15 protein-coding genes are annotated in these 13,843 nt (G+C 49.9%); 1 reads left to right on the top strand and 14 read right to left on the bottom strand.

Annotation, left to right across the window (positions count from 1 at the left end; translation table 11 throughout):
- Positions 1 to 328 precede the first annotated feature (328 nt).
- The 6 genes from QM454_RS08080 to QM454_RS08055 all read right to left on the bottom strand — a co-directional run bounded on the left by QM454_RS08080 (position 329) and on the right by QM454_RS08055 (position 8,510).
- A complete protein-coding gene (locus QM454_RS08080) occupies positions 329 to 955 on the bottom strand; it encodes a TetR/AcrR family transcriptional regulator (RefSeq protein ID WP_432363638.1) in 627 nt (208 codons plus the stop codon).
- A 13-nt stretch (positions 956 to 968) separates the two neighbouring features.
- Complete coding sequence (locus QM454_RS08075; RefSeq protein WP_432363636.1) at positions 969 to 2,108, bottom strand: acyl-CoA dehydrogenase; 1,140 nt, start codon at positions 2,106 to 2,108, stop codon at positions 969 to 971.
- A gap of 480 nt (positions 2,109 to 2,588) precedes the next feature.
- The gene (locus QM454_RS08070) at positions 2,589 to 3,725 is read right to left on the bottom strand and encodes an acyl-CoA dehydrogenase (protein ID WP_432363634.1); all 1,137 of its coding nucleotides are present in this window, start codon (positions 3,723 to 3,725) and stop codon (positions 2,589 to 2,591) included.
- A 209-nt stretch (positions 3,726 to 3,934) separates the two neighbouring features.
- Positions 3,935 to 4,783 (bottom strand): 3-hydroxybutyryl-CoA dehydrogenase, encoded by an 849-nt coding sequence (locus QM454_RS08065; RefSeq protein ID WP_432363631.1) that lies wholly within the window; start codon positions 4,781 to 4,783, stop codon positions 3,935 to 3,937.
- 198 nt (positions 4,784 to 4,981) lie between these two features.
- Positions 4,982 to 6,175: an acetyl-CoA C-acetyltransferase gene (locus tag QM454_RS08060; RefSeq protein WP_432363629.1), complete on the bottom strand. Its 1,194-nt coding sequence runs from the start codon at positions 6,173 to 6,175 to the stop codon at positions 4,982 to 4,984.
- Between the two features lie 184 nt (positions 6,176 to 6,359).
- Complete coding sequence (locus QM454_RS08055) at positions 6,360 to 8,510, bottom strand: (Fe-S)-binding protein (RefSeq protein ID WP_432363627.1); 2,151 nt, start codon at positions 8,508 to 8,510, stop codon at positions 6,360 to 6,362.
- A 197-nt stretch (positions 8,511 to 8,707) separates the two neighbouring features.
- Between QM454_RS08055 and QM454_RS08050 the strand changes: the two genes are divergently transcribed.
- Positions 8,708 to 8,851 (top strand): hypothetical protein, encoded by a 144-nt coding sequence (locus QM454_RS08050; RefSeq protein ID WP_432363625.1) that lies wholly within the window; start codon positions 8,708 to 8,710, stop codon positions 8,849 to 8,851.
- Between the two features lie 23 nt (positions 8,852 to 8,874).
- Here the strand turns inward: QM454_RS08050 and QM454_RS08045 are convergent, their stop codons facing one another.
- Genes QM454_RS08045 through QM454_RS08010 form a run of 8 tightly spaced genes read right to left on the bottom strand, consistent with a single transcriptional unit; the run spans position 8,875 to position 13,741 of the window.
- Positions 8,875 to 9,576: a hypothetical protein gene (locus QM454_RS08045; RefSeq protein ID WP_432363623.1), complete on the bottom strand. Its 702-nt coding sequence runs from the start codon at positions 9,574 to 9,576 to the stop codon at positions 8,875 to 8,877.
- Positions 9,573 to 10,058, bottom strand: coding sequence for an ECF transporter S component (locus tag QM454_RS08040; protein ID WP_432363621.1), 486 nt, complete (start codon positions 10,056 to 10,058; stop codon positions 9,573 to 9,575). Before QM454_RS08040 ends, QM454_RS08045 begins: the two co-directional genes overlap by 4 nt.
- Positions 10,059 to 10,060: 2 nt before the next feature.
- A complete protein-coding gene (locus QM454_RS08035) occupies positions 10,061 to 10,642 on the bottom strand; it encodes a cob(I)yrinic acid a,c-diamide adenosyltransferase (RefSeq protein WP_432363619.1) in 582 nt (193 codons plus the stop codon).
- Positions 10,639 to 11,037, bottom strand: a complete 399-nt coding sequence (locus QM454_RS08030; protein WP_432363617.1) for a bifunctional adenosylcobinamide kinase/adenosylcobinamide-phosphate guanylyltransferase — start codon at positions 11,035 to 11,037, stop codon at positions 10,639 to 10,641. The genes QM454_RS08035 and QM454_RS08030 overlap by 4 nt, the downstream gene beginning before the upstream one ends.
- Positions 10,989 to 11,588: a histidine phosphatase family protein gene (locus QM454_RS08025; RefSeq protein WP_432363615.1), complete on the bottom strand. Its 600-nt coding sequence runs from the start codon at positions 11,586 to 11,588 to the stop codon at positions 10,989 to 10,991. Before QM454_RS08025 ends, QM454_RS08030 begins: the two co-directional genes overlap by 49 nt.
- A complete protein-coding gene (cobS, locus tag QM454_RS08020; RefSeq protein ID WP_432363613.1) occupies positions 11,561 to 12,325 on the bottom strand; it encodes an adenosylcobinamide-GDP ribazoletransferase in 765 nt (254 codons plus the stop codon). The genes QM454_RS08025 and cobS overlap by 28 nt, the downstream gene beginning before the upstream one ends.
- 1 nt (position 12,326) lies before the next feature.
- Entirely contained in the window at positions 12,327 to 13,187 is an 861-nt protein-coding gene (locus QM454_RS08015) for a cobyric acid synthase (RefSeq protein ID WP_432363611.1), read from the bottom strand.
- Positions 13,154 to 13,741 carry a bifunctional adenosylcobinamide kinase/adenosylcobinamide-phosphate guanylyltransferase gene (locus QM454_RS08010; RefSeq protein WP_432363609.1) on the bottom strand — a complete coding sequence of 196 codons (588 nt, stop codon included), beginning with the start codon at positions 13,739 to 13,741 and terminating at the stop codon, positions 13,154 to 13,156. The genes QM454_RS08015 and QM454_RS08010 overlap by 34 nt, the downstream gene beginning before the upstream one ends.
- Positions 13,742 to 13,843: the final 102 nt, after the last annotated feature.

The raw sequence follows: 13,843 nt of genomic DNA, 5'->3' as shown, positions 1-13,843 counted from the left end.
GCGTTTTCTGCGGTGCCATTTCTGCGGTGCCATTTTCTGCGGTGCCTGTGCAGCAAACTATTCAGTTTATTAACTACAATTGCATAAATGGAATATGGAAAAGTTGTTGTTTAGACATTTCAATTAACCGTTTATGCATTTTCATACATCTAGTTGAATTGTCATAAATGTGTCGCGCACAGCCGCCGACACTATTCAGTTTATTCACTACAATTGTATAAAACTAAGACAAAACGCTGATTAGATCAACAATTCCACTCTAATAGTTGAGTATTCATACACTGGATTGAATTGTCATAAATGCACCTTACACAGGCACCAACACAATTTATTGATTCCCTACGATTCCGTTGAACAGTTGGTCTGTCTGATAGCGGATGAATTCATCGATTGTGTAGGTGTCGCGTAATGCCCACCTGCGGAACGCCCACATTTGGCCTTGGATGACGATGTGGTGCGCTGCAATATCGATCGCGTCCTCGCCGATGCGCAATTCACCTGAACGGACGCATGCGCGCAGCAAGTTCTTAAATAACGCGACCATTTCCATCTCTTTTTTCAGGACGTATTGGAGTGCGTCCTTCGGCAATGATTTCGATTCCTGGTACATGACGACGAATTCGTCCGACATGTCGTCAATTAGGTGAAAATACGTATCGATTGCCATTCGGAGCCCTTCCACATTTCCTTCCTGGTCCATCAATGTCGACAGACGGCTCTGCACTTCATTGTAAATACTGTCGCAGACGAGGTAGAGGACGTCTTCCTTCGTCCGGATATATTCATAGAGCGTACCGATGCTGAAGCCCGCCGCTTTAGCGATTTCTCTCGTCGTCGCCCGGTGGAATCCCTTTTCCTTGAACAGTTGGACTGCTCCATCGATGATCTGCTCGCGCCTTTTTTCAATTAAACTTTCATCTTTCACAGATGATTTTACTTCGCGTTTCACTTGCATAGTGCACCCCCGATTATTTTGTTAGCATGCGGGAGATGACGAGACGTTGGATTTCCTGCGTTCCTTCGTAAATTTGCGTAATCTTTGCGTCGCGCATGAACCGCTCGACCGGATAATCCTTCGTATAGCCGTAGCCGCCATACACTTGGACTGCTTCCGTCGTTACGTTCATCGCCGTATCCCCTGCCATTAGTTTCGCCATCGCGGATGCTTTTCCATACGGCAAGTCATTTGATTCGAGCCATGCCGCTTGGTACGTAAGCAATCGGGAAGCTTCCGTCGCTGTCGCCATATCCGCGAGTTTGAAGCCGACGCCTTGATTCGCCGCAATTGGCTTGCCGAATTGAACGCGCTCTTTCGCATATTCAACTGCCGCGTCAAGCGCCCCTTGCGCGATACCGACCGCTTGCGCAGCGATTCCGTTCCGACCGCCGTCCAACGTCTTCATTGCGACAATAAATCCTTCGCCTTCCGCACCTAGCAAATTCTCCTTCGGTACGCGACAGTTGTCAAACATGATTTCCGTCGTTGGAGATGAACGGATACCAAGTTTCTTCTCCTTCTTCCCGACCGAGAAGCCCGGGAAGTCCTTCTCGATAATGAAAGCGCTCGTTCCTTTATGTTTCGATTCCGGATCGGTTACTGCGAACACGATGTAAATATCGGCAATGCCGCCGTTTGTAATAAAAATCTTCGAGCCGTTCAAAATGTAATCGTCTCCGTCCAGCTTCGCAGTCGTGCGCATACCGCCAGCATCTGACCCGGAACCCGGCTCAGTCAAGCCGTACGCACCAATTTTCGTTCCTTCCGCCATCGGACGAAGGTACTTCTGTTTCTGCTCCTCCGTACCGAATTTGTATACCGGCCATCCCGCGAGCGACGTATGCGCCGATAATGTTACGCCAGTCGACGCGCAAACCCGTGACAACTCTTCAACCGCGATACAATACGCAAGATAGTCACTACCGATGCCGCCGTACTCTTCCGGCCAAGGAATCCCCGTCAGCCCTAGCTCAGCCATCTTATGCCAAATATCCATATCAAAGCGCTCTTCTTCATCGCGCTCCGCAGCGGTCGGTGCAACATCCTTCTCCGCAAAATCACGCACCATCTTCCGAATCATTTCATGCTCTTCCGATAATCTAAAATCCATGTCAATTCCCCCTTAGTATCCTGTATGCTGCCCTGTACGGCGCCTGTGCACCATACAATTCAGTTTATTAACTACAATTGTATAAATGAAAAACCGTAATGTTGTTGTACCGCTGTTCTGCTAGCTATCTAACACATCTTTATACATAGTAGTGAATTGTCATAAATGTACCGTACACAGCGTCAGACACAATTCTGTTTATTAACTACAATTGCATAAATGTAAAACCATAATGTTGTTGTATCGCTGTTCTGCTAGCTACCTAACACATCTTTATACAAAGTAGTGAATTGTCATAAATGTACCGTGCACCGTGCACAGCGTCAGACACAATTCTGTTTATTAACTACAATTGCATAAATGAAAAACCATAATGTTGTTGTACCAACGTTCCAATGATCACCTAACGCATTTTTATACATAGTATCGAATTGTCATAAATGCGCCGCGCACAGCGGCGCAAACAATTATTCACACATCTCACTTTGTTAGGTGTTTGTTGATGACGATGCGTTGGATTTCGCTTGTGCCTTCGTAGATTTGAGTTACTTTGGCGTCGCGGAAGTAGCGTTCGACTGGGTAGTCTTCGGTGTAGCCGTAGCCGCCGAATATTTGAACCGCTTCGATTGCGTTGTCCATTGCGGTTTGTGATGCGAATAGTTTTGCCATGGAGGCTTCTTTTCCGCAAGGTTTCCCTTCCTTGCATAGCTGGGCTGCTCGGTAGACGAGGAGTTTTGCCGCTTCGGAGGCGGTTGCCATGTCTGCGAGCTTGAAGCCGACGCCTTGGTTCGCTACGATCGGTTTCCCGAATTGTTTGCGTTCCTTCGCATAGGCGGTAGCCGATTCGAGTGCTGCTTCAGCGATGCCGAGCGCTTGCGCAGCGATGCCAATGCGACCGACATCGAGGTTCGCCATAGCGATTTTGAAGCCTTCTCCTTCTTCGCCGAGGCGATTTTCCGCGGGTACTTTCATATCTTCGAAAGTGAGTTGCACGGTTCGCGATCCGTGAAGGCCCATCTTTTTTTCATCTTTACCGACGATGAGGCCCGGTGTATCTTTATCGACGATGAAGCTCGTAATGCCATACGTTCCTTTCGATGAATCGGTCGAAGCGAAAACGATGTACACGTCTGACTCCCCGCCGTTCGTAATGAACACTTTCGAGCCGTTCAGAACGTAATGATCACCTTTATTCACAGCCCTCGTCTTCAATGAGCCAGCGTCCGACCCTGCGCCGGGCTCTGTGAGGCAGAAGGCGCCCAAATATTCGCCCGACGCCATTTTCGGCAAGTACCGTTTCTTTTGCTCTTCATTCCCGAAATACATAATCGGGTTCGTAACGACGGATGAATGAACGGAAAGAATAACGCCTATCACCGCGCTCACTTTCGACAGCTCGTGGATAGCGATAATGTAGGAAGTGAAATCCATATCGGAGCCGCCGTATTTTTCGGGGACAGTAATGCCCATCAGACCGAGTTCGCCCATTTTCGCAAGGATGTCGCGCGGAAACTCCCCTGCTTCCATTCGTGGAATGAACGGCTCGATTACTGACTTTGCAAAGTCCCGCACCATCGTGCGCATCATCTGTTGTTCTTCGGTGAATTGTAATTTCATTGGAATTAACTCCTTTGTAAATGAAATTCCTTTGTAAGGAAGCTAGTTCTGGAATGAATATTAATCAAATGCATGGAGTTATCTATTGAATATGGATAGTTATCTATTGAATCCTCTTAGTTATCTATTGAATAACGAGAATTATCTATTGAATACGGAAAGTTATCACCATTTCATGACCTAAGAACTAGCCCAATCATGCTTAAAAATCAATATTCATAAAAGCCGCGGCCGGATTTTTTCCCGAGCCACCCTGCATTAACGTACTTCCGGAGCAACGGGCACGGGCGGTATTTCGAGTCACCGAATCCTTCGTGGAGCGTTTCCATAATGTACAAACACGTGTCGAGTCCGATGAAATCCGCCAATTGAAGCGGTCCCATCGGGTGGTTCATGCCGAGCTTCATTACTTCGTCAATCGCTTCCTTCGTGGCGACACCTTCATACAACGTGAAAATCGCTTCGTTGATCATCGGCATGAGGACGCGGTTTGCGACGAACCCCGGGAAGTCATTCACTTCGACCGGCGTCTTCGCTAGTTTACGAGTCATGTCCTCAACCGCTTCATATACTTCGTCGGACGTTGCGAGTCCGCGAATGATTTCTACGAGCTTCATGACAGGCACTGGGTTCATAAAATGCATGCCGATGACGCTTTCCGGGCGGTTCGTCGCCGCCGCAATTTCCGTAATCGAGAGAGATGACGTATTTGTCGCTAAAATTGCATGCTCCGGCGCAATGCCATCAAGCTTCGCAAAGATTGATTTCTTAATGTCCATATTTTCGACAGCCGCCTCAATAACGATGTCGACGTTATGCGCGTCTTGCAGGTCAAGCGATTTCGTAATGCGCCCGAGCACTGCTGCTTTTTCATCTTCCGTCATGCGACCTTTTTCGACGTTCCGAGACAAGTTTTTCGTAATAACCGCAAGCCCTTTCTCGTACGACTCCTCTTGAATATCATTCAATTTCACTTCGAAGCCTGCTTGCGCACACACTTGGGCGATGCCGCCACCCATTTGTCCTGCTCCGATGACCATTACTTTTTTGAGTTCCATAATGAAGTTCCTCCGTCTACCAAAATTTCCACTCGCAAATACGCATAAAACCATTTAAATACGCATAAATCACGGTAATCCCTCATAAATCGCCACATTCAAGCACAAACGGCCGCAACCGCGCATAAATCCCAACAATCACGCATAATTCCCGCGAATCACGCATAAATCCAATTCTCCTAGTCGTCTACCAGGCTATCATTCTTCCCCAACTTCAATCATGATCGCATCGCCCTGACCGCCACCTGAACAGATCGCCGCAATGCCAATGCCGCCACCGCGCCGTTTCAATTCGTAAGCGAGCGTCAGGATGATCCGTGCCCCGCTTGCGCCGATCGGATGACCGAGTGCGACCGCTCCGCCGTTGACGTTCACTTTTTCAGGATCGAGCCCTGCAATTTGTGAGCTTGCGAGCGCGACTGCCGCGAACGCTTCGTTTATTTCAAATAAATCAATGTCCTTCAGCTCTTTACCGGTCTTCTTCAATAACTCGTTAATGACCAAGCCCGGCGTTTGCGGGAAATTTTCAGGCTCAATGGCGACTTCAGCATGACCGATGATCGTCGCTAATACGCGCTTTCCTTCCTTCAACGCACGTTCTTCATTCATAAGGACGAGCGCGCACGCACCGTCATTGACGCCCGGCGCATTGCCTGCCGTAATTGTGCCGTCGTTGCCGAATGCAGGCCGTAATTTTGCGAGTGATTCAAGCGATGTGTCACGGCGCGGCGCTTCGTCCGTATCGACGACGACCGGATCCCCTTTCCGTTGCGGAATTTCAACAGCGACAATTTCTTCCGCAAATTTTCCTTCTTCAATCGCAGCATTCGCCCGCTCGTGACTCCTCAATGCCCAATCGTCTTGCATTTCACGTGCTAATGAAAGCTCGCTAGCTGTCCGGTTCCCGTACGTGCCCATATGGACGCGGTCTGGTGAAAATGAACACGACAAGCCGTCATAAATCATGCCGTCCACTAATGGCGCATCGCCCATCTTCAATCCGAAACGCCCTTTCGACAAATAATACGGCGCGTTCGACATTGACTCCATACCACCCGCCACGATCACTTCTTCGTCCCCGAGCCGGATAATCTGATCTGCAAGCGTGACACTCCGCATGCCGGATGCGCATACTTTATTCACCGTCTCGGTTTTCACGGACCACGGCAATCCGGCCTTTACAGCCGCTTGCCTCGAAGGAATCTGCCCTTGCCCCGCCTGCAGCACCGTTCCGATGATTACTTCATCGACGTCCTCTTCCTTCACCGCCGACCGTTTCAATGCTTCCTTAATGGCGACTCCACCTAAATCACTAGCTGTTTTTGTGGATAAAGCACCGCCAAACTTACCAAACGGAGTCCGTGCCCCGTCCAAAATGACTGTTCTACCCATTCCCTCTCCTCCATCTCAGCATGATAACGTTTTCATTTTCCTCGTAAAGCGCAGCGACCGAACGCTCGCTCAGTAGTGAATTTGCAAAAAAGGGAGTACAAAGACTCCCCGTTTTAAGTAGAAGTAGATTCACTTCCAATTTTCTTAATTATAACTCTCTTCTCAAACTCTAGCAATAACCTAATCAAGCATTAACCGGCTCTTTTTCATCTTCAACTGCAGGCTCGTAATCTTCTCCGAAAATGGAGCGCTCGAGTAATTCCGCGATGTCGTACGTGCCGACTTTGTCTTCCACTTCGATCGCTTTCGTTCCGTCCGAAAGCATCGTTAAGCAGTAAGGACATCCGGACGAAATGATGCCCGGACTTACTTCCATCGCCTGTTCCGTACGTGCAACGTTGACGCGGTGACCCGTATCCTCTTCCATCCACATGAGTCCGCCGCCCGCTCCACAGCACATGCCGTCTTGGCGGTTTCGCTTCATTTCAACTAATTGAACGCCTGGAATCGTCTTTAGAATTTCACGCGGTGGATCGTATACGTCATTGTATCTGCCGAGGTAGCATGAATCATGGAACGTAATCGTTTCATTAATTGCATGAACCGGCTTCAACTTTCCTTGTTTAACAAGGTCGTACAGCATTTCCGTATGGTGGATTACTTCCGCCTCGAAGCCGAAATCCGGATATTCATTCTTAAAAATATTATATGCATGCGGGTCGATTGTGACGATTTTCTTCACACCCGCTTTTTCGAATTCGTCGATATTGGACGTCGCGAGCTCTTGGAATAAAAACTCATTCCCTAAACGGCGCGGCGTGTCGCCGGAATTCTTCTCTTTATTCCCGAGAATCGCGAATTTGACGCCCGCTTCGTTCATGAGATGTGCGAATGATAGTGCGATTTTTTGCGAACGGTTGTCGAATGCACCCATTGCGCCGACCCAGAAGAGGTATTCGAACTCTTCGCCCGCCTTCTTCATTTCCTTTACTGTCGGAATATGAAGGTCCGGACGAGCATCTCGCCAGTTTTCCTTCTCTTTCCGGTTAATCCCCCACGGATTTCCTTGACGTTCGATATTCGTCATCGCACGCTGCGCATCCGCGTCCATCTTCCCTTCCGTCATAACGAGGTAACGGCGGAGATCAATAATTTTGTCTACGTGCTCGTTCATAACCGGACATTGGTCTTCACAGTTCCGGCAAGTCGTGCACGCCCAAATTTCCTCTTCCGTAATGACATCACCAATTAAAGATGGATTGTAAATATCATCAAGCGTAGCGCCTTCCAATCCGGCAGCTAATGCAATTTGATTCCCTTTCACGTTTCCGAATGCGAATGTCGGCACCCATGGCTGTTTCTTCGTGACGAGTGCGCCTGTATTCGTTAAGTTGTCTCGCAGTTTTGTAATCAAATCCATCGGGGAGAGCATTTTGCCCGTCCCGGTCGCTGGACACATATTCGTACAGCGGCCACATTCAACGCACGCGTAAAAGTCAATCATCTGCTTTTGCGTAAAATCGGTAATTTTGCCGACTCCGAGCGCTGGCATATCATCTTCAGATTCAGCTTCTTCAAGCGCTTCGAAATCGATTGGCGCAAGCTTGCCCCGGCGATCAAACCGCATCATGTACGTGTTGACAGGCCCTGCAATTAAGTGCGCATGCTTCGATTGCGGCACGTAAACGAGGAATGTGAGCAACGTGAGCAAGTGAATCCACCAGGCGACGAAGAAAACGACCGCAGCCGCTGTCGGACTCATGAAACTGAAAGCGGTTGCAATTGCTGATGCCATTGGCTCCGTCCACGTCGTTTCATGCCCTCGCCAAATCATATTGGCGCCGTTTGAAATAAGCGTCGACAGCATGAGCGAACCGATGAAGATGAGGACGAGCCCCGATTGCCAGCCGCGCTTCAAGCGGACGAGTTTTTCAACGTATCGACGGTGAAACGCCCAAACGACCGCCACTAAAATCATGAAAACAACGAGTTCTTGGAAAAACGTGAATCCCCCATAAATCGGTCCGAACGGCAAATGCGAGCCAGGCTTCAGCCCTTTCCAAATGAGGTCAATCGCTCCAAGTTGGACGAGCAAGAAACCATAAAAGAACATGAAGTGGATAATTCCACTTTTCTTATCCTTAAATAACTTTTTCTGCCCAAAAACATTCACCCAAACTTCCTTCAAACGGCGGGATACATTACTGTCGAACTCTTCCTTCCGTCCAAGCTTTATGAATTGGATCCGCGTTCTAATCAAATACGTGAACAGCGCAAGCGCATAAGCCACAACGACCAGGAACAGAACCCAGTTGACGAGTAATAAAACATCCATCTCATATTCTCTCCTTCCCTATCGGAATGTTATGAATAGCATAATAGATAATAAGTATTGTGTCGATGTTCTATTTAATAGTTTAAGTTATGAATGAGCATTCAGTCAATGGATATTTTTATTTTGCGATACTTTTTAGAGGATTTAGGATTGTCGGTAAGTGGTGAGATTATGAATGCAATGCAGAAGCGTGTGCTTTGGACGCGGGAGTGCGTACTTTGGGCGCGGGACGCTTCACTTTGGACGCGGAATGCCTCGCTTTGGGCGCGGAATGCCTCGCTTTGGACGCGGGACGCATCACTTTGGACGCGGAACGCCTCGCTTTGGACGCGATCGCATGAGTTGCATAGAAAAAAGCTCCCGGTCATAGTTCATTCCGGAAGCTATCGTTTTCATTTATCTTATAAAGAGGTCCACCAAACAACTGGTGGGCTCTTTTACTGTTATGTGCGTTAATTCCGACGAGGACGGATGTAGAAGGACCCGCCGATGTTCGAATATCGACGTCGGTTTCAATCTCGATGTGCGGATTCCCTATTAGTTTTCTATATTCCGCAAGAATGCCTTGCGAACCAACCGGCCAAATTTTCCGAATCAACCCGCTGTCCATCGCTTCCTTCATTAACCGCAAAGAAGCGATTTCACCTCGCCGTTCGAGCACTTCATTCCCGACGAGCGGCGTGCCGTAGACGTACCATTCGAGCTCGTCGACTTCCTCAACAAGCCGCTGTTTGCCAATCATCGTGACCGCGACGGCTGATTGCATGAGCTGCATATTCGTTTCCGAGCTGCCGCTAATTTCCGGCAATCCCAAGTTTGATTCCCGAAAAACGTCCTTCACGCCCGCCTCGTACCGCGCCCAACTTTCCTCGCCGCTGAAATTATGAATGAGGACGGAAACTGGATCGGCATGCGCCGCCCATTGTTCGAGCAACGCGACGCGGGCAGCAAAATACGCTGTCACCTTGTCCGAAACCGCCACAACATCATGCGGTTTTTCCCCGATGCCGCCAGAATTATCCGTCGTCACGACGAACCCATCGCCAAGCGCAATCGCATTCCTCATCGGACGACTCCGAATTTGCCGCCAGCCGCTTTAGCGAGCGCCGGCATGACGACCGCCGCCACTACAGCATTCACGACCGTAGCTACTAAAATCGCAGGCAACGCCCCGACAAAAAACGCGGGCGACACGAGGAAATAAAAGGGCAACGGGGCAAGCAACCCGTTCGCGACGATGAAAAACACCCATTTCAAAATAGGCCGGCCCGCGTTATGGAGACGCGCGAACCCATAAAGGATAATCATCATTTCAATCGCGATCAGGATATGGAATGGCCCAAGCGGAAAACCCGCGTACAAGGCGGACGCAAGATGTCCCGTCAACGATGCGGCTCCGACGAGGATAGGCGGCAAAAATGATGCCGCAAGCAACGCCGGTACGGTATCGAGCGCTAAAGAGCCGAGGCCGGACGGGATTTTAATAAACCCGCCGACCGCACAAAGCGCCGCGAACAACGCAGTTAGCGTCATTTTCCGAAGTTTCATCGTCAATCCTCTTTCTTTTTACCTGTCCGGAACACTTTCGCACTGCGGACATATTCATTATCAGGAACACCGAGCCGCGCATTGACGATGCGTGCCGCGACGAAAAGATAGTCCGATAGACGGTTCAAATATTTTTGCACTGTAGCCGGTACATCATCCTCCGCTTTCATTAACGTCACCGTCAATCGTTCCGCACGGCGCGCAACTGTCCGTGCAATATGCAACGTCGCAGCTGCAGGCGACCCGCCTGGTAAAATGAATTTCTCAAGCGGCGGCGCTTCTTCCATTAAGTCGTCAATCCGCTTCTCGAGCACTTCGATTGGCTCCTCAGAAAGCTTATAATGGCGCTCTTTCATTACATTCGCCAAATCCCCGCCGCCGTCGAACAATTCGTTTTGAATTGCTTCGAGATCCACAAGCAAATCCGCGAACTTCTCACTATCCAGCTCCGTCATCGCCTTGCCGATGAACGAATTCACTTCATCCATCGTCCCATACGCTTCGATACGGATACTATCCTTGTCGACTCGTCCTCCGATCAGACTCGTCTGCCCTTTGTCTCCGGTTTTCGTATAAATTTTCATCTAATTTCTCCCCTTTTCTTCAATGTTTGTGCCAGTCCATACCAAACTCTCGTCACTTCATCTGCCTGCGCGATTAACCGCTGGTACAACCTGCCGCATGCATCACGCAATGCCCGCATGTCCGCATCCATCGGCACGATTCCGCGTCCGATGTCCGTCAAGATGAAAATGACGTCTTTGCCTTTAATCGATTTCAAAATAAACTCCACTGCTTCCGCTTCAGGCAATTCCGTCTTTGCGAGCCAATGCTCGATACGGTCAATGACGACGATGCCGCCGGCCGGAATTTCCAACTTACCGCAGGAAGTATCCACCCATTCGTGAGGAACATCCGCAAGCATCTTTTTCAAATAATCCCTTTTCCCATTATAGGCACCTCCGATAACGACACGCATCGACCGCCCTCCTTCAGTTCATCGTAATTGCGCCATTCGAGTTTCCAAATCGACCCGTGTGGAATTTTCCATGACCAAAAATCGCGCGGCTCCGGCGAAAATCGAGTAAGCGCAACACGGATTGGTCCACCATGCGTGACGACAACGGCGCCATTCGGCAATGAAACGAACGCTTCCATGACGCGTTTCTCCACGTCCGCCAAACTTTCCCCACCACGTGGTGCAAATGAATACGGATCATGAATCCAATTCCGGTAATCGTTATCCATTTCAAGCTCCGCATACGTTTTCCCTTCAAATTCACCGAAATGGCATTCGCGCAATCGCACGTCCGCTACAAATTCCGCTTCAGGCATTAAAATCGCTGCACTTTGCCTGGCCCTCAAAAGATCGCTCCCATACACAATCCGGCCATCCGCCTCCGTGAATCGATATCGCTCCGCATCTGCCACCGGTTCAATCGGCTCATCCGTCCACCCAATATATTTTTTCTCGCGGTTTCCAGCAGTCGGCAAATGCCGAATCAAATACAAATGATGATCGCTAGCCATAGCAACGCCTCCGTCCCTTCGATGAACGCCCCGCATAAGTCACCTGACACGCCACCGAAATGTTTTAACGACCAGCTTCTACATACAATTACGGCTCCACTTACAACAACGACAAGCACGATTGGCACTACGATGGAATGAACGACAAAGCCAAGTGCTACGGCAACGGCAAGTCCCATACCGACCGACGTCGCCATCAGTGGCCCCGTTGCCAGTTTCCCTTTGAAGAAATGAGCAATTCCTTTTTCCTTCGCAAGGCGCGTCGTTGAAAAGTAGACGTTCATCCCTATCCTTGCTAAAAACGGGACGGCTATGAAGTACGGTAGCAGCTCGCCGTTGCGATGAATCAATTCATCGAGCAAAGCAATTTTCACGACAATCAACAAGACGAGCGCCATCGTCCCGAACGCGCCGATACGCGGATCGTCTAGTATTTCAAGCCGCTTTTCCTTGTCGCGATACGAAAAAAACGCATCGCCCGTGTCCGCGAAGCCGTCCATATGTAGACCGCCCGTCAGCGCGACGCCAGCAACGACGACGAAAACTGCTGCGAGCAGCGAGCCTGTGCCGATTCCGTCTGTGAACAGCTTCGCAACGCCGAACATCGCGAGCCCGATAAGCCCCCCGACAAACGGCAGCGCGACATACATTCCGGTCACGTCTTTTCGTTCCATCGGCAGCTCTTTTCGAACCGGGACAGACGTAAAAAATTGAATGGCGAGTAGTAATCCGTTCACGTCAGTCCACCTGCCCATTGATGATCGATAAGACGAACGGCCAGTCGATATGCGCTTTCACATGTGCCGCCCAAGCGTCGTACACATCTGTTCCGGCTGGCGCCTCAGACGTCGGACGGTCGACGTCTTCCTCTTCGATTCCGTGGTTCATCATATGCGGAATGACCCCCGCGACGGGAATGCCTGTGTACGACTCGATAAAGTCGACGCCTTCTTGAAATAATGCGGCGTCGCCGTGAAATTTATTAATAATGATTCCCTTCACGCGTGCCCGATGTTCCGGAGCGAGCAATTGAAGCGTCCCGACAATCGAAGCGACAGCGCCGCCACGGTCGATGTCCGCGACGAGGAGGACAGGCACATCCGCCATATCCGCCACACGCATATTAACAATTTCTCGATCGTTCAAATTCACTTCCGCAGGGCTCCCCGCCCCTTCGATAACGACCGTATCGAATGACTTCGACAGCGTATCGAGCGTCGTCCGGATTGCGTTTATTCCGCGTTCAAAAAACTGTTCTCGGTACTCCATCCCATCGACCGCTTCGAACGTCTCTCCGAAAAATCGGACGTCGGCTTTTCGATTATCCATCGGCTTCAACAAAATCGGGTTCATTTCAATGACCGGCTTCGTTCGCGCCGCTTCCGCCTGTAGAAACTGCGCCCGGCTCATCTCTTTCCCGTCTTCAGTCCTTGCGGAAAATCGCGACATGTTTTGCGATTTGAATGGGGCAACCCGCATCCCTTCGTCTGACAGCAGCCTGCAAAATGCGGTGCAGATCATCGTCTTACCGACATCGGAGGCCGTTCCCATCACCATGATTCCTTTCATCGCACGAGCACCTGCCCTTCTTTTTTCCAATAGAGCGGCTGCCCGTAGTCCATCTCGATTGCATCGTCACTGAATGCGACGAGACGTTGGTGCAAAAAGCCGATCCACTCGCAATATTGCCGCGTCTCTTCGTATGGTGAAGCAGGTTCGTCCAGTACTTCGTTTGATACGATGACGACATGGGTGGCCTTTTCGCGGATTGCGGCGATTGTTTCCATGAGGCGCACCACTTTCTTTTCCATACATCCTTCTGTGTGAATGCAATATGTACCGTTCTGTTCTCTGTATAGTTCATTCGCGAGCCACGTCGTCAGACAGTCCCATAGGACGAAATCGTTTTGTCGGATGGACGGTAGTGCTCCGGCAAGGTCGACCGGCTGCTCGATTGTCGTCCAGCTTTCATTCGCCCGGTCTTGCTTATGCTTTTCAATTCGCTGTCGCATTTCTTCATCGAGCGCGCGACCGGAAGCGATGTAGACGAGTCTTCCTTGTGCGGCGGCAGCCCGGTCAACGAGCAACTTTTCCGCAAATGCACTTTTCCCGCTTCGTACGCCGCCGCTAATGAATGTTAGTTTTCCATCCATGTTAGTTGACCACCATTCCATTTGAAAACAGCTCGTAATCCCCGGAACTGCTCATTTTTTCACTTAGTTTGTTAACTGCATTAGGCGCCATATGTGTTAGCA

Source organism: Sporosarcina sp. UB5, from assembly GCF_050859005.1.
Lineage (GTDB): Bacteria > Bacillota > Bacilli > Bacillales_A > Planococcaceae > Sporosarcina.
This window is presented reverse-complemented; position numbering and strand designations above follow the sequence as displayed.

Coding starts and splice junctions, on each gene's coding strand:
- QM454_RS08080 (WP_432363638.1), bottom strand. CDS start 955: ATGCAAGTGAAACGCGAAGTAAAATCATCTGTGAAAGATGAAAGTTTA.
- QM454_RS08075 (WP_432363636.1), bottom strand. CDS start 2,108: ATGGATTTTAGATTATCGGAAGAGCATGAAATGATTCGGAAGATGGTG.
- QM454_RS08070 (WP_432363634.1), bottom strand. CDS start 3,725: ATGAAATTACAATTCACCGAAGAACAACAGATGATGCGCACGATGGTG.
- QM454_RS08065 (WP_432363631.1), bottom strand. CDS start 4,783: ATGGAACTCAAAAAAGTAATGGTCATCGGAGCAGGACAAATGGGTGGC.
- QM454_RS08060 (WP_432363629.1), bottom strand. CDS start 6,175: ATGGGTAGAACAGTCATTTTGGACGGGGCACGGACTCCGTTTGGTAAG.
- QM454_RS08055 (WP_432363627.1), bottom strand. CDS start 8,510: ATGGATGTTTTATTACTCGTCAACTGGGTTCTGTTCCTGGTCGTTGTG.
- QM454_RS08045 (WP_432363623.1), bottom strand. CDS start 9,576: ATGAGGAATGCGATTGCGCTTGGCGATGGGTTCGTCGTGACGACGGAT.
- QM454_RS08040 (WP_432363621.1), bottom strand. CDS start 10,058: ATGAAACTTCGGAAAATGACGCTAACTGCGTTGTTCGCGGCGCTTTGT.
- QM454_RS08035 (WP_432363619.1), bottom strand. CDS start 10,642: ATGAAAATTTATACGAAAACCGGAGACAAAGGGCAGACGAGTCTGATC.
- QM454_RS08030 (WP_432363617.1), bottom strand. CDS start 11,037: ATGCGTGTCGTTATCGGAGGTGCCTATAATGGGAAAAGGGATTATTTG.
- QM454_RS08025 (WP_432363615.1), bottom strand. CDS start 11,588: ATGGCTAGCGATCATCATTTGTATTTGATTCGGCATTTGCCGACTGCT.
- QM454_RS08010 (WP_432363609.1), bottom strand. CDS start 13,741: ATGGATGGAAAACTAACATTCATTAGCGGCGGCGTACGAAGCGGGAAA.